This window comes from Elusimicrobium minutum Pei191 (assembly GCF_000020145.1).
GTDB lineage: Bacteria > Elusimicrobiota > Elusimicrobia > Elusimicrobiales > Elusimicrobiaceae > Elusimicrobium > Elusimicrobium minutum.
This window is the reverse complement of record NC_010644.1, coordinates 1136345-1159909: the sequence shown is the minus strand read 5'-3', so window position 1 is coordinate 1159909 and position 23565 is coordinate 1136345. Positions and strand designations below refer to the sequence as shown.

The following is a 23565-nucleotide window of genomic DNA, read 5'->3' as shown; positions in this document are numbered from 1 at the left end:
GGCTTTTTTATTTACGGAAAAATGAAAAAATCTTTTAGTTTTATAACTTCCAAAGAACCTAAGATTTTAATTTTAGGCACAATGCCGGGGGAAGAGTCTCTTTTAAGGGGGGAATATTATGCCCACCCGAGAAACGCCTTTTGGCCTGTTTTGTTTAAATGTTTCGGGGCGGAAATTTCAGCTCAATATAAAGATAAAAAGAATTTAATTATAAATAATAATCTTGCTTTGTGGGATGTTCTTAATGAGTGCGAGAGGCAAGGCTCTTTAGACAGTGAAATAAAAAACTTTACGCCTAATAAAATAGATGTTTTTTTACGCTCGCGTAAAAGCGTGCGCGCCATATTTTTTAACGGTAAAGGGGCCGGGCGTTTTTATAAAAGATTTTTTGCCCCTTTTGAAGAGGTTAAATACTTCTATCTTCCTTCCACCAGCCCCGCTTACGCGGCAAAAAGTTTGGAAGAGAAAACAGCTTTATGGAAACAGGCTTTTTACAAAGCGTTGATATAAGCGGTTACTTTTTGGGGTTTATGATTTTTGTTTCAATTAAATTGCCGTTATAGTAAATTTCAAGCGTGTAGCGCAGTAATTTTCCCGCATTGTTAAATTCTTCGGTTAAAATTTGTTTATGCGTTGCGCCAGCTCTGAGAGTAAGAATAGTTTTGTGTATGCCTATTGAAATGCGTTTTTCACTGTCGTCAAAATCTAGTATCCACATGTTTCCCATTGACGTTTGATAACCACCGGTATTTTTTGACATCTTTGAAAAGTCAAAACTTTTGTCAATCAGTTCGGATTCTTCTTTGGAATAAGTGCTTACATAATTGCTTAATTCATATTCATAAATACCGGTATCTTTAGTGTTCTCATTATAAGTCATTGAGTAGGTGTCGTCATACGTACATACTTTTTTGCCTTTAAAGGACTCTTTCCCGTAAGAAAATTTAATATCATTGTTGCATAAAGAGTTAAAATTTTTTCTTCTAATTCCTAAAGCATCATCAAAAAGTAAAACCATACCGTCCAAAGTGCCGACGCTGTCCATAAGGCTTCTTCTTGGTTCTATTGTTCCGTAAATCTTATCCATGCTGTCTAAGGCTTTTGGGTATTGGTAAGATAAACTTATAGGGTGGCCTATTTCATGGGTCAATATATGGAAAAGGCTAAATATTTTATTTTTATCTTTTCTATTAAAATCTTCAAGGTTTTTTAAAGCTATATCCATAGCCTGATAATCACTGTTTGGCGTTGATATTATAGCGGCTCTTATTTTTTTAAATTTTTCGGCTTGTTCTTTTATAAAATCATTTTGGTTTTTGGGGTTTGAGTGGTTCCAATCTACCCTTGAGTTAAGAACTATATGCGGCACCGGACTATGAGTAAAAAACGGTGAAATTTTTTCAAAACCGTGAAGTTTGGCGAAATAAACATCCTCAAAAAAAAGAAATATCCGCCGTTTTGTTATATTCCTCAGGCTGCGGATTAAGCAGGTATTTATATTTTTCCTGATACGACGCTAAATTGCAATGTGGCAGCAAGATAAGGTTTAGCTCCCTTTCCAAAGCTTCTAAAACTTCTTTAAGCTTGCTTTCTCTGCCTTACTGCCTGATAATACGGGCGGGGTAAGCTGTCCACAGTTTAATGGCAAGTTTTATATATTGTTCAAAATCTTGGCGGTCTGTGATATCCTTGCCGCTGCCACGTATATAAATGCAGTAGATAATAGTCTCATTGACGGCAAGTTTTTTAGCTAAAAAGGGTTCTTGTTATTGCTGTATACGTCAAGTCTGGCAGTGTTTGTAGTGGCTGTGGCGCAAGTATGCGCCTCAAATAAAAATAATAAAGTAAAGATAAATGATAAGGTATTTTTCATAGTAATATACCTTATTATTAATAATGTAAATATAAATTTAAAGTGTAACAAGAGCCTAAAGACCTATTTTCATCTGGGGCTTTTGGTTAGGACATAATATTATAAGAGTTAAAAAAGCATTATTTGTTTAACTCTGCTAAATAAAAACCGCAAAAGCTTTTTTATATTTATGCGAGGCAAATATTGACAATATAAAATTTTAAAAGGATGGTGTTTTTGATATTTTTGCTTATTAACGTCGTAGGGGAGTAAATTTTTTTGATAGATTTATTAAATTTTGATAAAATATATATGTTCTAAATTTAGCGCTTACAACAGTGTTATGTTTAGGCAGTGAAATTTTGCCCCCATAGCTCAATGGATAGAGCATCTGCCTTCTAAGCAGGTGATATAGGTTCGATTCCTGTTGGGGGCACCATTTAAAAAAGGTCTTCATATTTTTATGAAGGCCTTTTTTAGTTGTCTGATTTTTATTCTAATACTAACATGTCGTTTTCATCAAATTTCCAGTTTGGGCCGTATGCTACCTCCCAATAGTAACCGTCTGGGTCTTGAAAATATCCGCTGTAGCCTCCCCAAAAAACCTTTTGGGGTTGTTTAACAACTACTCCGCCGTGTTGTTCAATAATCCGCATCATGTCGTCAACTTCTTGTTCTGACTTCATATTGCAGGCAAGGGTAATTCCCGAAAAACCGCCTTTTAAAATTTTGGGAGGGTTTTTTGCATCTATATCTTTTGCAAGTTCATGGATATTAAAGAGCTCCAGCTTGGAGCCTTGGTTATTAAAAAAAACAATAGGAGGATTGCTGTCCTTTTCCAGGGTTTTAAACCCGATTCCTTTGTAAAATTTTAAAGATTTTGCCAAATCTTCAACTCCCAGGCAGATAAGGTTTATTCTGTTCATATATTAACTCTCTTATAAAAATATAAACAATTATACAAATAATTGTTTGTTCAAAGGTATGTGCGGTAAAACTAATAATTACGCGCGCCTTATATCTTGTTCTAAAAAGGTTTATTGTGTTAATGTACAACATTAAAAAGCCCCTTCAAAAGAAGCGGGGCTTTTATTTTTTACTGTTTAAAAATATTTTTAATTTTAAAAATATTATTTTGTATTTTTAAATTCTTCCAATTCTTCGGGATCTTCTATAAAAGAAGGCATTTTGCCGCCTTTTAGCTTAAAACAAAAATCACAGCAATCAGCGCCGTGGGCCAGCGTTTTTGTTCTTTTAAAAGAAATCCCCATCGCGCCGTACATAGGGTAATCGTTTAAACAAATATAAGGCAAATATCTTTCTTTACCGTATTTTCTGTATAAATCTATAATGCCGCAATGCGTGTATTTTACGCCTGTGTCAAAACCGCTGCCGGGCTCCGGGGGCAGATATTCAGACACCCAGTCACCCGTATACTTTTTTTTCTGTGATTCTGCCGCAGCCGCTTCAATCGTTTCTTTACTGAGAGCGGCATTACGCACAAATTCTACGCTTTGCGGCGTCATGGCTGAAGCGCTGTAATCCTTTAAGGCCAGTTGGTTAATATGCGATATTATTTTAAGAGAAAGCCCTCTTTTTTCCAATCCGCTGTATATTCCCATCTCATAGGCCGCGCCTACTAAATTTACTGTAAGCGGGTTAGCTTCGCCTATAAAAGGAAGACCGGGGTACAAAGCTTCAAAATCGCTGCGCGCGGTTTTAATTATTTCCGCTGTTTCTGAGTCTGAAAAATGTTCTTTTATATATGGTTCGATATGTTTTTCTATCGCGGCAACGACAGCCATGTATTTTTCTTTATTTAGTTCATAAAAGTTATTCATATTGTTAGCCCTCCCTAACATTAATCATTGTAACAAATAAATATTCTTTTAACTCTATAGTAGTTCGCCGTATTTTCTTATAAATAACTTTTTTACGCTTGTTGTTAATGTCATATAAAGCAGAATCACCGCTATAAGAAACGGAAAGTAAACAAAAGGCAACGGGTGCATATCAAGCCATTTGCCTAAAACCGTATAAGGTATTACAGTGCCGGCAATAATGCCCAAGCTGGTAAGCGTAATTACCGCCAAAGAAGCGTTACTTTGTATAAACGGTATATGAGGCGTTCTTAACATATAAATAACAAGCGTTTGTGACCATAAAGACTCCACAAACCAGCCGGTATGGAACAACGCTATAAAAATTACCTGCGCTTCCGCGCCAAGCGTATGGAAAGGCCCGCCAGCTACCAAGGGGCATATTACAAAGAACATTACAATATAGGTAAGTATGTCAAATACAGAGCTTGTGGGGCCGAGCCACAACATAAATTTGCTTATGGAACCCGCGTCCCACCTTCTGGGGGTTTTTAAATAATCCCTGTCAACATTATCCCAAGGTATAGAAGTGCAGGAAGTGTCATAGATAAGGTTTAATATAAGGATTTGTATGGGCAGCATGGGCAGAAAAGGCAAAAAAGCGCTTGCCGCCAAAACGGAAAACATATTGCCGAAGTTTGAGCTTGCCGTCATCTTTATATATTTTATTGTGTTAGCGTAAGTTTTTCTGCCTTCTATAACGCCTTCTTCTAATACCATAAGATTTTTTTCAAGCAAAATGATATTGGCTGATTCTTTTGCTATGTCTACCGCGCTGTCTACCGATATGCCCACGTCGGCTTCTTTCATGGCGGCGGCGTCGTTGATGCCGTCGCCCATAAAGCCTACGGTGTGTCCGTTTGCGCGCAGCGCGCTTACCACACGCGTTTTTTGCTGGGGGGAAAGTTTGGCAAATACATTACATTTTTCAACCGCTGCGTTTAGTTCGGCCCCGCTCATTTCCTCTATATCGCTGCCAAGCAGGATTTTGTCCACATTCATACCCACTTGCTTGCATACGCAGCGGGTTACAGAGTCGTTATCGCCGGTAAGTACTTTAACTTCCACTCCGTAATCATGAAGGGTTTTAATTGCTTCGGCCGAACTGTCTTTCGGCGGATCTAAAAACGCAAGGTACCCCATCATAACCATTTGGGATTCGTCTTCCACGGAAAATGCCCCCGCGGGAGAGGGATTTGTTTTTTGCGCTATGGCCAGCACTCTCATGCCGTCTTCATTGTATTTTTCGGACGTTTGCCTTATTTCCTGTTTTAGATCTTCCGTTATCGGTTCTACTTTGCCCTGGTACTCAACATAACTGCAGGCGGAAAGCATTTCTTCAATAGCGCCTTTTGTTATTAATTGGGTTTTGCCGCTGCCGTCCTCAACAACAACGCTCATGCGCCTGCGGTTAAAATCAAAGGGTATTTCATCTACTTTTTTATAATTTTCTATAAACGGGTTTATGGCATGTTCTTTTGCATAGTTGATAATAGCCACGTCCATAAGGTTTTTTAAACCTGTTTGGTAATAAGAATTTAAAAGAGCGTGCCTGAGTATGCGTTCGTCTTTATTACCGTGTATGTCTAAAGAATAGATAAGCGCCACTTTATCTTGCGTTATTGTGCCGGTTTTATCGGTGCATAAAATATCCATAGCGCCGAAATTCTGTATAGAATTAAGGTTTTTTACTATTACCTTTTTCTTTGACATTGAAATAGCGCCCTTAGCCAGGTTTGTGGTAACAATCATGGGCAGCATTTCAGGAGTGAGCCCGACCGCTACGGAAAGGGCAAACATTAAAGATTCAACCCAATTGCCTTTTGTAAAACCGTTAACAAAAAATACTATAGGCACCATTATAAGCATAAAGCGTATAAGCACCCAGGAAACTGAGTTAACGCCTTTTTCAAAGCTTGTGGGCTTTTTCTTGCCCGATATTTGCTGTGATATTGAACCGAATACGGTATTGTCGCCCGTTGCCATTATTATCGCCACGGCCGAGCCGCTTATAACGTTGCTTCCCATAAAAACAAGGTTATTTAAATCTAAGGGGTTTTTTGTTTTTTGGCTGAGCGGGTTGCTAAATTTTTCAACAGGTTCACTTTCACCGGTTAAAGAGGACTGGCTTATAAACAAGTCTTTGGCGAATAATACCCTGCCGTCCGCGGGCACCATGTCCCCGGCGGATAAATATATTATATCGCCCACAACTAATTCTTTTATAGGTATTTCGTTTCGGCCTTCTTTACGCTGTACAGAAATAGTTGTTTCAACCATTTCATGCAGTTTTTGCGCCGCTTTATCAGAGCGTATTTCCTGTATAAACCTAAGCATACCGCTTATTAGTACCATAATGACTATGATTATAACCGCGCTGTAATCTTTTTGTCCGGGCTCGGCAAGAAAAACGTCTGTAAATAAAGATACTACGGACAACGCGAAAAGTACAACGGTAAACGGGTTTATAAAAGAATCCGATATTCTTGTTAAAACATAGGGGCCTTCCTTATGACTTATTTCATTGCTTCCGTGCTCCTGGCGCATTTCAAGCACGGTCTGTTCATCATAGCCCGCGAAATTATTTTTATATTGTATAAACAGGTTTTCTTTGTTTTCCTGAGCGGAGGCAAGCAGCCTTCTTTTAGCTTTTATTAACTGCCTTGCTTTGCTTATGGCGAGGGATTTAATTATTTTTTTCTTCATAATAATGTTACTTCCGTTTTTTTAAATGGCATAAAAAACTCCCGCCGTAAACTGAAACGGCGGGAGAATAAAAATTGCTATATCAAAACAGCTTTTAATAAGTTGTTTTACAATTATGTTTCGCACGGATATTTTTTGTACCCGACACCGTTCAAGTTTTAGCTTTATAGGGCAGTGAAATTGAGTTAGATTATGCCTTGGTTTCGACATAGTCTGATAACCTTCTCGCAATGTCTCCATTGCTTTGCGGTATCAATCCGTATCCCTAGGAGCCTCACCTACCGAAGTTCCTTACTATATATATTTTACTTTTATATTTTATTTTTTACAAAAAAATTTTCTATTTTTAAAAAAGGGCCGCTTCAACAGGCGGCCCTTTTTAGGATAGTTTTATTTTTTAGTCCATAGAAATATTTTTTGAGGAGGTTTTTTCTAGAGATTATAATTTTTAATACGCCGCTATTAAAAACATATTAAAGGCAGCGCTGCAAGATTAAAATTCCTGTCCCAGATTAAACTTAATTTCATGTTAAATTGCGGTTTGAATATTTTTTGCTGATAATAAAACCGTTTAAAAAATATTTTATGTTTTTAAACCTTGGCCGGGCGGCACAGGAATTTAACTTTTAGTCTATTCTGCATTCCGCTCCTACCGCGCAATTTTTGCCGCCCAACATTGTACAAAACGACACGGAGTGTTGATATCTGGAATAACAATATATAGCCCCCGGAGACGCGGCTTTATTATTTGTAAATCTAATTTTATTTCCCAATTCATCCCATTGTATAGAAAAGGAAATATCTTCCGGCGAAAATTCAATCTCATAAAAATTTTTAAATACTTGGCGTGTACCTCCGTCAATTAGCGGATAGGGAAATTGCACATCTAGCAATTCTAAATATTGTTCGGGGATATAGTCAAAATTATCAAAAGCAACCGGGTCCTGCAGCAACGTTCTGTTCATTGAATCACGCAACGCTCTGCCCAATGTAAGAACTTCCGCCGTGCGCGATTTCCTTACAGTTTTTTGGTATTGCGGCAGCGCAATAGCAGCCAATATACCTATAATTAAAACAACTACAAGCAACTCTATAAGCGTAAAGCCTTTATTTTTAATTCGAAAGATAGAACAAAAAAACATATTTCTGTTTAACATAAAATACTCCTGTAATAAATTTAAGATATATTAACATTTTATAGAAATTTTGTCGTTAAAAATTGCAGCGGCGTATACTTCCCCAACGGCGGCTTGTATCCGGCTTTGGCTTAAGCAGGCTAAAATATTTTTCATATTGCATGCGGCTTTTATTGTTAAAACCGGGTTTGACGCTTGCGCGATGACCGACGGGGTAGGACCTTTTTATAGGACTTTTTACTGTCGGGGTAAGACGTTGATATTTAATATAATTAAATGTAATCTATTTAAGATAATTGGAGAATATGAGGAAAGCGAAATTATTATTTAGAAGAAAACCGGTTGAACTTATTATAACCGAGTCTTTAGAAACGGAAGACGGGCTTAAGCGCTCTCTTTCTTTATGGCATTTGGTTGCCCTTGGTATAGGCGCTATAGTAGGCACAGGTATTTTTGTTCTTACCGGCACTGCCGCCGCTAATTATGCGGGGCCCGCGCTTACTATATCCTTTATTATCTCGGCTATGGGCTGCGCCATGGCGGGGCTTTGTTACGCGGAATTCGCTTCAATGCTTCCTATAGCTGGCAGCGCTTACGCTTACAGTTACGCCACCTTAGGTGAGTTTGTAGCCTGGTTTATAGGCTGGGATTTGGTGCTTGAATATTTATTTGCCGGCGGCACGGTCGCGGTGGGCTGGTCAGGCTACGTGATTAGCTTTTTAGAAGGTATAGGCCTTCATATTCCGGCAAAACTCGCGGGTGCGCCTTTTGCGCATATGGCGGGCGAATGGTCTTTAACAGGCTGTATCATTAACTTGCCGGCAGTGTTTATTGTTGCTATATTATCTGTTTTGCTTATTAGGGGAACAAGGCGTTCGGCCGCTTTAAACAATGTTATAGTCTGCGTAAAAGTAACGGTAATACTTTTATTTATCGGCTTTGGTCTCTGGCATATTGACACTAGCAACTGGGTGCCTTACATACCTGAGAACACGGGCCATTTCGGCCAGTTTGGCTGGTCCGGTATATTAAGAGGCGCGGGCGTTATTTTCTTTGCTTATATCGGTTTTGATGCTGTTTCAACAGCCGCTCAGGAAGCCAAAAACCCGCAACGTGATATGCCGCGCGCTATCATAATGTCACTTTTTGCCTGTACTATTCTTTATGTTCTTGTTACCGCGGTTATGACAGGTATTGTGCATTATACGGAACTTTCCGTTCCCGCTCCTATAGCGCTTGCCATTGACAGAGCAGGTTTGGTTTGGTTAAGCCCGCTGATAAAAATAGGCGCGATTTCCGGCCTTACAACGGTAATTCTTGTTATGCTTATGGGGCAGGCCCGTATTTTCTTTTCTATGGCGCATGACGGCCTTTTGCCTAAATTCTTTTCAGCGATTAACAAAAAATACCAAACGCCAAGCAATGCTACTTTTGTTACCTGTCTGCTCGCTTCGCTAATCGCGGGTTTTTTGCCCATTAACGTTTTGGGTGAAATGGTTTCCATAGGCACGCTGGCGGCGTTTGTAATAGTTTGCATCTCTATTATAGTTTTAAGAAAAACACGCCCTGAAATCAAAAGGCCTTTTAAAACGCCTTTTGTTCCATTGGTCCCTATATTAGGTTTAATCATCTGCGGCGCACAAATGCTTGCTTTGCCTGTTGAAACGTGGATGCGACTTTTTGTTTGGAGCGCTGTAGGTTTTTCCATATATTTCTTATATGGCAGAAAACACAGCAAAATGCGCAACAGGAAAAGAAGAAAACCTGAAAATGTTTAAAAAATAAAATTCCGCGCTTTAAAGCGCGGAATTTTTTATGTTTGTTATTTAATTTTAAAACCCGGGACTGTTTGCTATCTCTTGTTCGTTGGCTAAAATTTAAATATAAGATTTTGTTTTTGCAGCGTGTTTTAGTTAAAAACAAATCTGCTTACTCTTAAAAGTTCTTTTTTAGTTATAGGGCGGGTTATATCTTTTAAGGAGTACTTTGAAAGTATTTTTTCAGCCGCCTGGGAAGCTTCTTTTAAAGGATCGTATAAAGCGGAATGTATATTCGCTCCAATAAAACATTCTTTACTCGGGTTTTTGTGAAGAGGAAAAAACGTGTCCGACGGGCTTTTAACGGCATCATAAATTTCCAGAAGTGAAATTGTAAGCGGCCCTCTTTTAAGTGTTACGCCTTTAACGCCGGGTTTGCTGTCAACAATGTTCGCTTTCTTTAACATAGAGAGTATTCTTCTTACCACAACAGGGTTTGTGTTAACGCTTTTTGCCAGCAGGGCGGAGGTGTTTGCCTCTTTTTTATTTAAGGCAAGCAACGCTAAAATATGCACGGCAGTTGTGAAACGGGTATTTGTTTTCATACTGTGACCTGTAATTATTATAGTTACAATTTTACGCTTTGTCAATACAAAATGCTTAAAAAATAAGTACAAATGAAATATTTAGTATATTGTAACAAATATTGTTACAGCTTTATATTTAATTCTTTTGTATTATTTAACGCTGAAAAATAAAATACGACAAAAAATTTCAGACGTAAAAATGAGATTTTTTGCCTTTTGCTCTTTGTGTTCTACCTCGTGATTTGCAAAAACGTTTTTTTTATGTAAAAATAAATAAAACGCCTGCAGGGGAATATGTTTAAAAAGGGTGGTTTTATCTTTTTAGAAGGCTTTTTATGCAAGATGATTATTTACAAATTTCAGGCATTATTGAAGAATCTATAGTGGACGGGCCGGGGTACAGATTTACTGTTTTTACGCAGGGTTGTCCTCACTCTTGTAAAGGATGCCATAATCCCCAAACAATTCCCATGCAAGGCGGGAAACTCGTTCATATAAAAGATATTTTTGAAAGGTTTAAAATTAATCCTCTGCTTAGGGGTATTACGTTAAGCGGGGGGGAGCCTTTTATTCAGGCCAAACCGCTTGCCAAGCTGGCTAAAATGGTAAAGCAAACGGGTAAAGACATTGTTACATATACTGGATATATATATGAAACGCTTGTTGAAGGGGCTGACAAAAAAAACGGTTGGGCCGAACTTCTTAAAGAAACGGACTTTCTTATAGACGGGCCTTTTATACTTGAACAAAAAAGTTTGAATTTAAAATTCCGAGGTTCGCAAAACCAAAGGATAATTGACATAAAAAAAAGTGAAAAAGCGGGGAAAGCCGTTACGGCTGACACACTTTAAGGAGAACATACATGCTTATGACTAAGGTGCTTACTATTACAAAAAGAGACGGCAGAATCGTCTTATATGATGAGAAAAAAATAGCAAACGCTATTTTAAAATCGCTTGCCGCCACAGGGCAGGAAGACGCGGCCGCCGCGGCCCGTTTAGCTAATGAGGTGGGGAATACATTAGCGGAAAAAGGCAAGGACAACTACTTTATTGAAGATATTCAAGACGAGGTTGAACGCGCGTTGATGCATAACGGCTATGAAGAAACCGCTAAATCATATATTTTATACAGGGCAAAACGCACCAGAGTAAGAGAGTCAAACACCGCTCTTATGCAGGAATGCGACGAAATTACAAACGCCGACGCAAGAAACTCCAACTTAAAAAGAGACAACGCCAATGTTGACGGCAATACCGCTATGGGAAGCATGCTCCAGTTAGGTTCCGCGGCGGCTAAATCCTATAATAAAGCGTATCTTCTTACGGAAGCCCAGGCCAAAGCTTATGAGGAAGGCTGGATTCATATTCATGATTTTGATTTTTATTCTTTAACCACCACCTGCTGCCAAATTGACGTTGACAGGCTTTTTACCGGCGGTTTTAATACCGGCCACGGCCATTTAAGAGAACCGCAAGACATTCAAAGCTACGCGGCTTTGGCGTGCATTGCCATACAGTCTAACCAAAACGATCAGCACGGCGGGCAGAGCATTCCCAATTTTGACTATGCTTTGGCAAAAGGCGTAGCAAAAAGTTACAGACGTATTTTTATTGATAATTTATATAAGTCGTTAAATTTATCCTCAGATAAAGAATGGAATAAAGAGGAAGTAGCCTCTCTTATAAGCGGCGCTGAAAAAGAAAGCGGCGTAAAAATAGCTTTAAGCGGAAATGAAAAAAATATTGAGTATTTGACTAAAGCTTTAACGCAAAGCATAAACGCCCAAACGGCTAAAAAAATAATAGATTTTACCTTAAAAGAGTCCGAAAAAGAAATTGATAAACGCACTTACCAGGCAATGGAGTCGGTTGTTCATAATTTAAACTCAATGCATTCCCGCGCGGGAGCGCAAACGCCGTTTTCGTCAATTAATTACGGGACGGACACCTCGCCCGAAGGCCGCCTGGTAATAAAAAATATTATTTTGGCTACGGAAGCGGGCCTGGGCCATGGGGAAACGCCCATATTCCCCATTCAAATATTTAAATTAAAAGCGGGCGTAAACTTTAATGAAACAGATCCTAACTATGATTTATTTAAACTTGCCTGCCGCTGCAGCGCTAAACGTTTGTTTCCTAACTTTACAAATTTAGACGCGCCTTTTAACCTGCAGTTTTATAAACCGGGTAACCCCGATACCGAAGTAGCCACAATGGGCTGCCGCACGCGCGTTATAGCTAACGTGCACGATATAAACAAACAAACTACTTTTGGCAGGGGCAATCTTTCTTTTACGTCAATTAACCTACCCAGGCTTGCCATTGAGGCCAAAGGCGATGAAAAAGCTTTTTATAAATCTTTAGAATCCATGCTTAACCTTGTAGCGCAGCAGCTGCTTGACAGGTTTGAAATACAGGCCAAAAAGAAAGTGCGCAACTTTCCTTTCTTAATGGGTGAGGGCGTTTGGCTTGGGAGCGACTCATTAGGGCCGGACGATGAAATAAGGGAAGTTCTTAAACACGGAACTCTTTCCATAGGATTTATAGGTTTGGCGGAAACGCTTGTATCTCTTTTCGGGCACCATCACGGCGAAAGCGACGAAATGCAGCAAAAAGGCATTGCCATTATTAAATATATGGACGACTTCTGCAAGCAAAAAGCTAAAGAAACGGGTATGAATTTTAGTTTGCTTGCCACTCCCGCGGAAGGCCTTTCGGGCCGTTTTGTAAGGATGGATAAAAAAAGATACGGCGTAATAAAAGGGGTAACTGACAGAGATTATTACACTAACTCTTTTCATGTTCCCGTTTATTATGATATTTCCGCTTTTGAAAAAATTAATAAAGAGGCGCCTTACCACGCACTTACGCCCGCGGGCCATATAACCTATGTTGAAATGAACGGTGACCCGCTTAATAATTTGGAAGCGTTTATGTCCGTTATCCGCTATATGCATGATAAAGGCATAGGATACGGTTCGGTAAACCATCCCGTGGACAGGGACCCTGTTTGCGGTTACGTAGGCATAATTAACGATGTCTGCCCGCGCTGCGGCCGAAGAGAAGGCGAAGCAGTTAAACATAATAATTTTTGCAGTTAACTTTTGGAGGGGAAAAATATGGAAAACAATAAATTAAACAAAAACGGACAAGGCGTAGGCTTTGAGCGTATCAGACGTATAACCGGGTATCTCGTGGGCACCATGGATAAATGGAACGACGCAAAAAGATGCGAAGAACATGAAAGAGTAAAACACGGTTTAAAATAAATGTTAAGCGATATCGAAATTGCGCAGCGCGCTAAAGTATGGCCTATCGCCAAAGTGGCCGTAAAATTGGGTATAAAAAAATCCCAAATAGAACTTTACGGACACTATAAGGCAAAACTTTCTTTTGACTGCATAAAAAAATTGCAAAAGAAACCTGACGGCAACCTTATTTTAGTTACGGCCATTTCACCAACTGCCGCGGGTGAAGGTAAATCAACCACAACCGTGGGGCTGGCGCAGGCTTTGGCTAAGATAGGTAAAAAAGCCATTGTCGCGCTGCGCGAACCTTCTTTAGGGCCGTGTATGGGCATTAAAGGCGGCGCGGCGGGGGGCGGATATTCCCAGGTTGTTCCTATGGAGGATATTAACCTTCATTTCACGGGGGATATGCACGCGATCACAGCCGCTAATAATTTGTTATCAGCTATTATTGACAATCACATACACCAGGGTAATGAACTGGGTATAGACGAAAGACGCATAGTATGGCACCGTGTTGTTGATATCAATGACCGCGCTTTAAGAAACATAGTTGTCGCTTTAGGCGGCAAAGGTAACGGGTTTCCCAGGGAAGACAGTTTTGATATAACCGTAGCTTCTGAAGTTATGGCTATTTTGTGTCTCTCCGAAAGTTTGGCCGACCTTAAAAAAAGACTTTCTAAAGTTATAGTCGGGTATAATTTCGCGGATAAACCCGTTACCGCCGGCATGCTTAAAGCGGAAGGCGCTATGGCCGCCTTACTTAAAGACGCCATTAAACCTAACCTTGTGCAAACTTTAGAAAACGTACCCGCCATTATACACGGCGGTCCTTTTGCCAATATCGCGCATGGATGCAACAGCGTTATAGCAACAAAAACCGCTTTAAAACTTGCCGACTATATTGTTACGGAGGCGGGTTTTGGCGCTGATTTAGGCGCCGAGAAATTTTTTAACATAAAATGCCGCTACGCGGGACTTACACCCAAAGTAGCGATTATTGTAGCCACTGTGCGCGCGCTTAAAATGCACGGCGGCGTAAGCAAAGATAAATTAACCCATCTTGATAAACAGGCAGTAATACGCGGGCTTGTTAATTTAGATAAACATATTGAAAACGTTAAAAAATTCGGCGTGCCGCCTGTTGTGGCCATAAATATTTTCAGCGGCGATTCCAAAGAGGAAATCGCCGCCGTAAAAGCGCATTGCAAAAAAATAGGCGTGCCTGTTGAGCTTTCGGACGTGTTTGCCAAGGGCGGCGAGGGCGGTATCCAGCTTGCTAAAAAAGTTGTGGATATTATTTCAAAAAACAAAAGCAAATTTCGGTTTACTTATGAATCGGAAGACAGTTTAGAAGAAAAAACAAAAAAAATAGTAAAAAATATTTACGGAGCCAAAGACGTGTTTTTTGATAAAAAAGCTTTAGACTCAATAAAGAAATACGAGGCTATGGGCTTTGGCAATATCCCGGTTTGTATGGCTAAAACCCAGTATTCTTTTTCGGATAATCCAAAACTTTACGGAAGGCCCGAAGGCTTTACCATTGAAGTTCGTGAAGCCAGGATTTCCGCCGGAGCGGGCTTTGTCGTTATGTTAACGGGTAATATTATGACAATGCCGGGGCTTCCAAAGTTCCCCGCGGCTGAAAAAATTGATATTTCATCCGAGGGCGTTATAAAAGGTTTATCATAACTTTTAAAAAGACAAAATAAAAAAAGGGCTCCGAAAGGAGCCCTTTTTATTTTAAGTAAACCTATTCCTGTAAATCAATTTTTCTTATATGTTTGGCAAGTTCAAGATCGTCGCCTTTGATATGTGTAATAAGCCAGGAGGCTATTATCCTTATGGTTTTTTCAACCATATGTTTGCTATACCCCTCTTCAACAAGCTGCTGCACCAGGTCTTTTATTACAAATTTGAAATGATTATGTTGGTTTTTGTGTTCTTCGTAATTGGGATAGCGGTATTTTATTTGCAGCGCTTCCTCATCTTCAAAATGGCGGACGGTGTATTCTGTCATAAATTTAAGCGCGGCGTCCAGTTCAACCGGCCCTCGCGCTTCCTGATGCGCGATAATAAGATTATTGAGCATTTCAAAAAGCTGTTTGTGCTGCCTATCAATTATTTCATTGCCGGTTTCTAAATTTTTATCCCAAGCGTAAACCATTTTAAACCCCTTTTGCGCGTCTGCTGTCGCGTATCTGACCCTATATCAAGTTTATATCATTTTATAGGGTAAAAAGCCAGTTAAAATATCTTTGGGTAAAAAGAGATAAAAAAGCCTATTTTAATAGGCTTTTTTATTTTATTTTTTTATGTCCTCGCCAGGTTGTAAAATGGGGTTTGGGGGTTGGTACGGCTGTGTTTTTAAAGATAAAATTTCAGGCACGGCAAGCTCTATTTTTTCTTTTGTAAAAGAATCTTGAATATTTTTATAAAGAACGCTGTAGATATCAAACATTTTATTCGCGTTATCTGTAAAAACATTTAGCTGGTATTTAGCATAAGAATTTTCTAACCCTGTTTGTATAACAATAGGCGGCGGGGTTTTAAGAATATCGGGCATGTTTTGGGCAGCTTGCATAAGCGCGCCGTTAACCTTTTCCCACGGTACGTCATAAGCTACGTATACTTCTGCATACAGCATCAGTCCGTATTCTTTTGCGGACACCGTATAATTAATAGTGTTTGACGTCATTATAGTTGAGTTTGGTATTGTAACAACTTCATTTTTTATTGTTTTTATGCGGGTTACAAGGCCGTTTTTTTCAATTACGTTTCCTACATTGTCGCCCATTTTAATTAAATCTCCAAGTTTGAAAGGACTCATATACGTTATAACAAAACCCGATACTATATTGCTTATAAAGGTTGTTGAACCTAAGGATAAAAGCACGCCTAAAAATACAGAAATGCCTTTAAAAACAGCGGAGTTGGATTTGGGTAAATGCGGGAATAAAAAGATAAAAGTAAAAGCAATAAGTACAACCAGAGTTATATGGTAAGTGGGAATGGCCCAGTCCGGGTCAAAATCTTTTATAACTGTTTTGCCTGTGGCAACCCTTTTCGCGGCAAGACGCATAAATTTAGACAAACCGTAAGAAATGGCCAATATTATTATAATGGCTATCAGATTGGGCAGATAATCCCACACAGCTATGACAAATGACACCAAAGGACCTTTTATAAGTAAAAAAAGTTTAGAAGCTATACCTTTTGTTACCGGAAAAAGAAATAAAAAAGAAGAGCAGAAAATATATAGAATTAACGCTATTAAAATAAATCTTATAACTCTTATAAAAGCCAAAAGAAACTTTGTCTGCCTGCCTATGTCTATAATATTATGCAAGGCGTCGTTTGTTTTATCTTTCTTTTTCCAAATCAAGTTTATTATCTGGTAATATAGGACGTTAATAATTTTTATTAAAAGCAACGTGATTAATAAAATTATAAGGGCAATCACCAGTTGCTTTAGTAATATGTAAGATATTTTTAAATCTTTTACTATTGTTATTATAAAGTATTTAGATTCGACTTTAATAGGCGTTATTTGCGCGTCTTTTGACGGGCTGGCGGCAGAACCATCGTTCGCAGTTAATGCGGCGGTATTTTTCGGAGTTGTTTGGACTTTTGTCTGCACAACTATATTTACCTGTTGCGGTGTTGCCGTGTCCGCTATATTTTGCGCATGGGCAAAAATACTAAACATTATAAGAGAAGCGGTTAAAAAAGATATTAATTTTATTTTCATAGCTAGTAAAGGTCAGCTCCGTTTATTTTAACAATTTAAATAAATTATATCTTAAAAAGCCTCTTTGTAAGCGTTGTATATTAAACATCAATATTTAGAAAATGTTTTGCCGCTATACCTATACCGAAAGCTATTAAGGTCACGCCTAAACTTATGCAGGCCATTTCGGTAAATTTTTTAAAAAACGACAGTGATTTTGCTACGGAAATATAATAATTAAAGAAAAATATTATAAAAATCATTATCGCAAGCGTTGTAATAAACGCGAGTATATATCTATTGTTAGGATAGATTAAATAAGGCAAAACCAAAAGGATAACTGTTACAAGGTAAGCTATACCGGTATAAAAACTTGCTTTTAGGGCGTTAGGGTTCCCATTGGCTCTTTCAGCTAAATAGTTTGAAGCGGCCATTGAGAGCGTGGCTGCTGTTCCCGTAATAATGCCCGCCACGGCTACAAGTTTTGTGCTTGTAAGTGCAAAAGTAAGGCCGGCTATAGTGCCTGTAAGCTCAACAAGGGCGTCATTTAACCCGAGTATAATAGCTCCTATATATTTTAATCGGTCCTCATCAAGCAAACCTCTCAGTTTCTCCTCATGTTCTTTTTCCTGGCGTATTATTTCTTTTACTTCAGGAACTTCATTTTCGATAACAAGTAAATCGTTAATACCCGTATATTCATTCTTTTCCATAAGTTTTATGACAAAAGTGTATCCCATAACGCGGGCTAAAAAGCTGTACCATAAAAATTTTAATTTGCTGGGTTTTATGTTTTTGCCGCAGTAGCGTTTCCATACAAGGGCATGTTCTTTTTCGTCAGAAGCTATTTGCATAAGTATTTTTTTATTGTACTTGCTCTTTTCACGGGCGGCTATTTTTGTGTAAAGCATGTGCGCGGTTTCTTCGTCGCGCTGGTATTTTTCAAATAGCTTTTTTACTTTAGGCGAGTAGTCATTTTGCATAGTTAACCTCTTAATAATATTATAACAATCTTAAAAAGAGTAAGAGGAAAAAATGTTTTTTACAATTCTGTAAATTTTATAAAATATAATATCTGATTTTAGGGGGATTGAATGTGAAAAGTAAAGTTGCTGTCGTCGGGTTGGGAAACACCGGCCTTTACGCAATAAAGGCTTTGGCTAAAAGCGGGGATTTGGAGTGCGCGGGCGTAATACGCCGCGCGGCCGGCGCTGAAATAATTGAAGGCGTTAAACAGTATAATAATATTGATGAAATGCCCGTAAAACCGGAAGTTGTTATTTTATGCTTACCTTCAAAAAACATGCCGGAAACAGCCGGGTATTATTTATCAAAAGGCATCAGTGTAGTTGACAGCTTTGATATTCATTCGGAAGTATATAATACCGTTAATAAACTTGACAAAACTGCTAAAGCAAATAACGCGGCAGCCGTGGTTTCCGCCGGGTGGGACCCAGGTTCAGACAGTATGATACGGGCTGTTTTTAAAGCGCTTGACCCGCATTATCCTATTTACACGAATTTCGGCCCCGGTATGTCTATGGGGCACAGCGTTGTGGCAAAAAGCGTAAAAGGCGTTAAAGACGCCGTTTCAATAACCCTTCCTTTAGAAAAAGGCAAACACAAACGCCTTGTTTATGTTGAACTTGACGGCAGTCAAACAAAAGAACAGGTTTATGATAATATGAGGGCGGATGATTATTTTGCCCACGACCCTTTAGAAATTGAGGTTGTACCCAAAGCGGCGGATTATAAAGACGCCTCCCACGGGGGTAATGTGCATATGGAGGGGGATGAAATCACGGCGGATTTTAAAATGACTGTTAATAACCCTAAAACCACGGCCCATGTTTTAGTAGCCTGCGCCAGGGCCGCCTTAAGAATTCCACCCGGTGCTTACACCGTAATTGATTTGCCTTTGGTAACACTGCTTGAAGGCACCAGGGAAGAAAATATTAAAAAACTTGTGTAGCAGAATATAAAAAAAGCGCCTTAATTAAAGCGCTTTTTTTGTTTGTTAATTTAAGGTTGATTTAAAGTTTTTATAAGCGGCGCACGCTAAAATAATACCCATTATTAAAGTTATCAGCGTGTTTTGCCAAAATGTAATAAGGTCGCCTCCTTTAAGCATAAAACTTCTGAAGTTAGCCATTGTATATGTAAGCGGATTTAAATATGAAAGCCAGCGGAACTGGAGCGGAATATTTTCCACGGGGAAAAATACGCCTGAAAGCAGTATGGCGGGCATTATAAATAAAATACTTGCCATCATGGCCTGCTGCTGCGTTTTTACTATTGTGCTTAAAAGCGTGGCTATGGATAAGGCCGAAAGTAAAAGCACAAAACCCGTAACAAGCAGCTGCCAAAAATGCCCCCGCAACGGTACGGAAAATACTATTAACCCTATTGATAACATAAATAAAATTATAAATATGCCTATAATAAAATAAGGCGCGGTTTTGCCTATTATAATTTCTTCCGCCGAAGCGGGCGACGCGATTAGCTTTTCCATGGTGCCTGTTTCTTTTTCTTTAGCTATCGACATGCTGCAAACAAGTAAAATTACTATAAAACTTGCCATGGACATAAGCGCCGGTATCATAAAGTCCGAAGTGTTCATGTAATGGTTGTACATAATGCGTATGTCTATATTAATCAGCCCCGCGGCGCTTAAGTCATAGCTGTTATCTTCAGCCACGGAAAGTATTATTTGTTTTATATAACTGTCCACCTGCTGGGCGCGCTGGGCGTTGGTGGCGTTTATTAAAAGTTGTATGGGCTTGCCGCCGTGTTCAAGAGCGTATTCAAAACCTTCTTTAGGCGCTACAAGCACGGCTTCCGCTTTTTGCTCCGTTAAAAGAAGAACAGGGTCGGATACCTGCGCGCCGTTAACGCTTTTTACCTTTTTAAACCAGCCCGAGGCAAGCGCCCGCGTTTCTATCTGCCTTGATATCGTGGTTGGTTTTGACACTACCACAAATTTTATGTTTTTTACTTCGCTCGTAAGCGCGCTGCCAAACATTACAAGCTGTAAAATAGGAACAAATACAAGCGCGGCTATCATTTGGCGGTCGCGCAGGATTTGCATAAATTCTTTTTGTATAAAACCGTTTATAGCGCGTATTCTTATCATGGTTCCACATCCGTTTTAAAAATTTTTATCGCCGTTAAAATCATTACTGCGGCGAACACCGTTATAGCTAAAAAAGGAAACGCCATCGTTTGAACGCCCGGGTCGCTTAAAAACAGACTTCTGCTTATGGTTAAAAACCAGCGCTGGGGGAATATGATTGTAAAGTATCTGAAAAATACGGGCATGTTTTCAATGGGAAATATAAAGCCTGAAAATATAAACGAAGGCAGCAAACCTATGGCGAAAGCAAACTGTATGGCCGTTTGCTGAACGCGCGTAGCTACCGATATGCAAAGCCCTAAAGCCAGCGCGCCCGCTATATAAATACAGCAGGCTAATATAAATAAAGCGAAGCTTCCCAAAAAAGGTATTTTAAATACGAATATAGATAAAACAAACACAATTAAAATATCAAAAAAGGTAAGCGTAAAATAGGGAAATAATTTGCCTATCACTATTTCCGTAGGCCTTACGGGGGTTGAAAGCAAAAGCTCCATTGATCCGTTTTCCCATTCCCTTGCCACGGTAAGCGCCGTTAAAACAATGGCTAAAAACCCAATTATAATAGTGTTTAAAGCGGGCACTATAAACCAGTGGCTGTTAAGTTCCGGGTTAAATAAAAAACGAGTTCTTATTAAGTCGGAAGGATTTGCGCCGGCTCCTTGCAATTCGGAAAGCTCGGGGTTATTTTTTATAAAAACGGAATTTGCTTTTTGAACGGCAAGCGTTATATAGCTTAGCAAAATGCCTGATTTGGCATTGTCGCTGCCGTCAATCATAAGCTGCGCTCGGCCGGGGTTGGAAAAATCGCCTTTTAAAATATTTTTGCCAAAATCTTTTTTTATAATTAAAACGGACGCGGTATCGTTTCTGTTTAAAACGGCCTCTGTCTGCAAGTCGCCTTGCAGGGGCGTCAATTTAAAATAACCCGATGAAGATAACTCATTTAAAAATTTACGCGAGGTTGAACTTTGGTCATCATCTCTTACTGATACGCGGATATTTTTGTAATCCAAATCTATAACAAAGCCGAAAAAGGCCACAAATATTAAAGGCAAAAGCAACGTGACCGCAAGGGTAAAAGGGTCCCTTAATATGTGCTTATATTCCTTTAACGCTATTGAGCGCGCGCGTTTTAAAGACAGCATTATTCGGGTCCTCCTTTTTGGCGGAGCGCCTTTAAAAACACGTCTTCAAGCGTAGGGGCGCTTTCGTTAGTTTCAAAAACATCTTTATATTTTTTCTGTAAAATTTCAAATTTTTCCTCGTCTTCCACTTCCACCCTGAGGTCATTGCCAAACACTGCTAAAACGCCTATCTTTTCTTTGTAAAACTCTTGCCTTACCTCGGCTTGCTTAGGCTGTTTAAAAACAAGCTGTTTCGGCGCGCGGGGGAAAAAGGTTTTTTTCAAATTTTCGGGAGTGTCAAAAGCTATAATTTTGCCCCTTTCCATAAGAACTATCCTGTTGCAGTACTCAGCCTCGTCCATATAATGCGTTGTTACAAAAATTGTTTTTCCGTTTTGGGCCAAAAGTTTAATAAGTTTCCAAAAATCCTCCCTTGTGGAGGGGGATGTGCCCGCTGTAGGCTCGTCTAAAAACACGATTTCGGGGTCGTGCAAAAGAGTGGCCCCCAAGGCTATCATTTGTTTTATTCCGCCGGGCAAATTTTTTACTAAAGAATCGGTGTCGCTTTCTAAATTAATAAATTTAAAAATTTCTTTAGCTCTTTGTTCTATTTTATTTTTCGACATATTATAAAGGCTTCCTGCGAAATAAATATTTTCTTTAATGGTTAAATCCGGGTAAAGCGTAAATTTTTGGGACATATAACTTATAAAAGGTTTTAATACCGCCGTGGAGGAGGAAACATCCTTACCGTTTACTTTAACCGTGCCCGAACTGGGGTTTAAAATGCCGCATATGGTTCTTATAGTTGTTGTTTTTCCTGCCCCGTTCGCGCCTAAAAAACCAAAAATTTCCCCTTTTTTAACGTCAAAAGAAATCCCGTCCACGGCTTTAAAAGAGCCGAAGGCAATAGTTAAGTTGTTTACCTCAATTATATTTTCATTATTATTTGTCATGTTTTAAAAATATATCCGCAAAATTTGTTATTTTAAATTTTTCAATTAATTCTTTTGGCGTTCCGTTTGCTATTACACTTCCTTTATCAAGCACATGAACTCTGGCGCAGCGTTCGGCCTCGTCCATATAGGAAGTGTTAACAATAATGGTCATGTCTTTGCCCGCGAACTTGTAAACCAAATCCCAAAGTTGCTGGCGGCTTAGCGGGTCAACGCCTATTGTAGGCTCGTCAAGCAAAAGAAGTTTTGGCCTGTTAAGTAAAACACACATAAGTCCAAGTTTTTTATACATCCCGCCCGACAGTTTGCCCGCGGCGCGTTCTTTAAAAGGTTCCATTCCGGTGGCTAAAAGTAATTCCCCGCTTCTTTTTTCAAATTCTTTTTGTTCGATACTGTAAAGATCTCTAAAAAATTCCAAATGTTCCATACAGCTTAAATCAGGGTAAAGGCTTGGTTCTTGCGGGAAGTAGGCCGTTATATTTTTTACTTGCTGAAGGTATATTTCTTTACCGTCATTTTTATATTTAATCTGCCCGCTGTCAGCCGTAAGTAAGCCGGCGGTTAAACGCATAAGCGTTGTTTTGCCCGCCCCGTTGGGGCCGATAACGCCGTGCACTATACCCGCTTCAAACACAGCTGAAACCCGGTTTAACGCGGGCGTTGCGCCCATTTTTTTGCTTACTTTTAGTATATCCGCTTCTACGGCCATAAAAATTCCCCTGCTAAAATTGGACTTCTAATGTCATGCCGGGTTTAAGGCTTTGTCTTGAATCATTTTTAAATCTTGTTTTTATGCCGAATACAAGGCGCTGCCTTTCCTGTCTGGTTTGCACGTTTTTGGGGGTAAATTCCGCATCGTCGTTAATTGTTAATATAACGCCTTCAAACCTTTGGCCCGTTTCCGGTAAAACGGCTTTAATTTCCTGCCCTGTTTTAAGGTTTGAGAGCATGTCGTGTTCCACATATACCCAGGCGTCAACATAATTAAGATCAGCCACGGTAAAAACTTTTTTACCGGCGGGGGCAAACTCGCCCTCTTCATAAAATCTGTGCAGCACTTTGCCGTCAATAGGGCTGTTTATTTTACACCAGCTTTTAGCAAGGGCGGCCTGTTCAAAGAGGTTGCTTCTGAGGTCATAATTTTCCCTGGACCCGGCTGAGGATTTTAAAAGAGTTTGGGCTCTTTTAAATTCTTTCTCGGCTATGTCAAGTTCAAGATCTGTTTGTTTGCACTCAAGTTCCGCAAGAACTTGCCCCGCCGTTATAATCCCGCCTTCATCCGCGTGAAGTTTGGTTATAACGTCATTTAAGCGTGTGGGCACGTTGATTTCAACAGCCTCTATAACGCCGCTGTAGTTAAATGGGCGCTGCCTGAAAAACATTAACGCCACAACAACTAAAATAAGTAAAACCACAACTGCCGCGATTGCCGCTTTTTTCATAAATATCTC

General features: G+C 39.4%; 20 protein-coding genes, 1 tRNA gene, 1 pseudogene and 1 riboswitch. Of the genes and pseudogenes, 7 read left to right on the top strand and 15 right to left on the bottom strand.

The genetic code is table 11. The features are described 5' to 3' along the window. The first annotated feature begins 21 nt into the window (after nt 1-21). Nucleotides 22-510 carry a DNA-deoxyinosine glycosylase gene (locus EMIN_RS05440; protein WP_012415233.1) on the top strand — a complete coding sequence of 163 codons (489 nt, stop codon included), beginning with the start codon at nt 22-24 and terminating at the stop codon, nt 508-510. A gap of 4 nt (nt 511-514) precedes the next feature. Here EMIN_RS05440 and EMIN_RS05435 read toward each other — a convergent pair whose 3' ends face one another. After that, entirely contained in the window at nt 515-1369 is an 855-nt protein-coding gene (locus tag EMIN_RS05435; RefSeq protein ID WP_012415232.1) for a hypothetical protein, read from the bottom strand. 381 nt (nt 1370-1750) lie between these two features. Beyond that, nucleotides 1751-1873 (bottom strand): hypothetical protein, encoded by a 123-nt coding sequence (locus EMIN_RS09510; protein ID WP_012415231.1) that lies wholly within the window; start codon nt 1871-1873, stop codon nt 1751-1753. 343 nt (nt 1874-2216) lie between these two features. Here EMIN_RS09510 and EMIN_RS05430 point away from each other — a divergent pair. Beyond that, nucleotides 2217-2291, top strand: a tRNA-Arg gene (locus EMIN_RS05430). Between the two features lie 52 nt (nt 2292-2343). Here EMIN_RS05430 and EMIN_RS05425 read toward each other — a convergent pair. From EMIN_RS05425 to EMIN_RS09505, 4 genes are all read right to left on the bottom strand, one after another. Then, nucleotides 2344-2778 (bottom strand): VOC family protein, encoded by a 435-nt coding sequence (locus EMIN_RS05425; RefSeq protein ID WP_012415230.1) that lies wholly within the window; start codon nt 2776-2778, stop codon nt 2344-2346. 204 nt (nt 2779-2982) lie between these two features. Further along, entirely contained in the window at nt 2983-3693 is a 711-nt protein-coding gene (locus EMIN_RS05420; RefSeq protein ID WP_012415228.1) for an L-2-amino-thiazoline-4-carboxylic acid hydrolase, read from the bottom strand. 54 nt (nt 3694-3747) lie between these two features. Continuing rightward, complete coding sequence (mgtA, locus tag EMIN_RS05415) at nt 3748-6438, bottom strand: magnesium-translocating P-type ATPase (RefSeq protein WP_012415227.1); 2691 nt, start codon at nt 6436-6438, stop codon at nt 3748-3750. A 139-nt stretch (nt 6439-6577) separates the two neighbouring features. Next, a riboswitch (M-box (ykoK) riboswitch) is annotated at nt 6578-6731 on the bottom strand. 333 nt (nt 6732-7064) lie between these two features. Continuing rightward, nucleotides 7065-7595 (bottom strand): pilin, encoded by a 531-nt coding sequence (locus EMIN_RS09505; RefSeq protein ID WP_012415226.1) that lies wholly within the window; start codon nt 7593-7595, stop codon nt 7065-7067. A 284-nt stretch (nt 7596-7879) separates the two neighbouring features. On the opposite strand from EMIN_RS09505, the gene EMIN_RS05405 reads away from it, so the two are divergent. Then, complete coding sequence (locus EMIN_RS05405) at nt 7880-9352, top strand: amino acid permease (RefSeq protein WP_012415225.1); 1473 nt, start codon at nt 7880-7882, stop codon at nt 9350-9352. 131 nt (nt 9353-9483) lie between these two features. Here the strand turns inward: EMIN_RS05405 and EMIN_RS05400 are convergent, their stop codons facing one another. Next, nucleotides 9484-9936, bottom strand: a complete 453-nt coding sequence (locus EMIN_RS05400; protein WP_012415224.1) for an Rrf2 family transcriptional regulator — start codon at nt 9934-9936, stop codon at nt 9484-9486. Between the two features lie 317 nt (nt 9937-10253). Between EMIN_RS05400 and nrdG the strand changes: the two genes are divergently transcribed. From nrdG to EMIN_RS05380, 3 genes and pseudogenes are all read left to right on the top strand, one after another. Continuing rightward, nucleotides 10254-10769, top strand: a complete 516-nt coding sequence (gene nrdG / locus EMIN_RS05395) for an anaerobic ribonucleoside-triphosphate reductase activating protein (RefSeq protein WP_012415223.1) — start codon at nt 10254-10256, stop codon at nt 10767-10769. Nucleotides 10770-10786: 17 nt separating this feature from the next. Then, nucleotides 10787-13189: pseudogene (locus tag EMIN_RS05390) on the top strand (anaerobic ribonucleoside triphosphate reductase). Then, the gene (locus EMIN_RS05380) at nt 13190-14860 is read left to right on the top strand and encodes a formate--tetrahydrofolate ligase (protein ID WP_012415220.1); all 1671 of its coding nucleotides are present in this window, start codon (nt 13190-13192) and stop codon (nt 14858-14860) included. A gap of 61 nt (nt 14861-14921) precedes the next feature. Here the strand turns inward: EMIN_RS05380 and EMIN_RS05375 are convergent, their stop codons facing one another. The 3 genes from EMIN_RS05375 to EMIN_RS05365 all read right to left on the bottom strand — a co-directional run bounded on the left by EMIN_RS05375 (nt 14922) and on the right by EMIN_RS05365 (nt 17881). Continuing rightward, nucleotides 14922-15335, bottom strand: a complete 414-nt coding sequence (locus EMIN_RS05375; RefSeq protein ID WP_012415219.1) for a bacteriohemerythrin — start codon at nt 15333-15335, stop codon at nt 14922-14924. A 138-nt stretch (nt 15336-15473) separates the two neighbouring features. Further along, the gene (locus EMIN_RS05370) at nt 15474-16919 is read right to left on the bottom strand and encodes a mechanosensitive ion channel family protein (protein ID WP_012415218.1); all 1446 of its coding nucleotides are present in this window, start codon (nt 16917-16919) and stop codon (nt 15474-15476) included. Nucleotides 16920-16999: 80 nt separating this feature from the next. After that, entirely contained in the window at nt 17000-17881 is an 882-nt protein-coding gene (locus EMIN_RS05365; RefSeq protein ID WP_012415217.1) for a VIT1/CCC1 transporter family protein, read from the bottom strand. A 113-nt stretch (nt 17882-17994) separates the two neighbouring features. Here EMIN_RS05365 and EMIN_RS05360 point away from each other — a divergent pair, with 113 nt between their 5' ends. Further along, nucleotides 17995-18870 (top strand): diaminopimelate dehydrogenase, encoded by an 876-nt coding sequence (locus tag EMIN_RS05360; protein WP_012415216.1) that lies wholly within the window; start codon nt 17995-17997, stop codon nt 18868-18870. A gap of 45 nt (nt 18871-18915) precedes the next feature. Here the strand turns inward: EMIN_RS05360 and EMIN_RS05355 are convergent, their stop codons facing one another. The 5 genes from EMIN_RS05355 to EMIN_RS05335 are packed head-to-tail and all read right to left on the bottom strand — an operon-like array spanning nt 18916 to nt 23556. Next, nucleotides 18916-20031 (bottom strand): ABC transporter permease, encoded by a 1116-nt coding sequence (locus EMIN_RS05355; RefSeq protein WP_012415215.1) that lies wholly within the window; start codon nt 20029-20031, stop codon nt 18916-18918. After that, the gene (locus tag EMIN_RS05350) at nt 20028-21179 is read right to left on the bottom strand and encodes an ABC transporter permease (RefSeq protein WP_012415214.1); all 1152 of its coding nucleotides are present in this window, start codon (nt 21177-21179) and stop codon (nt 20028-20030) included. Before EMIN_RS05350 ends, EMIN_RS05355 begins: the two co-directional genes overlap by 4 nt. Further along, complete coding sequence (locus tag EMIN_RS05345) at nt 21179-22114, bottom strand: ABC transporter ATP-binding protein (protein ID WP_012415213.1); 936 nt, start codon at nt 22112-22114, stop codon at nt 21179-21181. Before EMIN_RS05345 ends, EMIN_RS05350 begins: the two co-directional genes overlap by 1 nt. Continuing rightward, a complete protein-coding gene (locus EMIN_RS05340) occupies nt 22104-22823 on the bottom strand; it encodes an ABC transporter ATP-binding protein (protein WP_012415212.1) in 720 nt (239 codons plus the stop codon). Before EMIN_RS05340 ends, EMIN_RS05345 begins: the two co-directional genes overlap by 11 nt. A 13-nt stretch (nt 22824-22836) precedes the next feature. Further along, nucleotides 22837-23556 carry an efflux RND transporter periplasmic adaptor subunit gene (locus EMIN_RS05335; protein ID WP_012415211.1) on the bottom strand — a complete coding sequence of 240 codons (720 nt, stop codon included), beginning with the start codon at nt 23554-23556 and terminating at the stop codon, nt 22837-22839. Between the last annotated feature and the right edge of the window lie 9 nt (nt 23557-23565).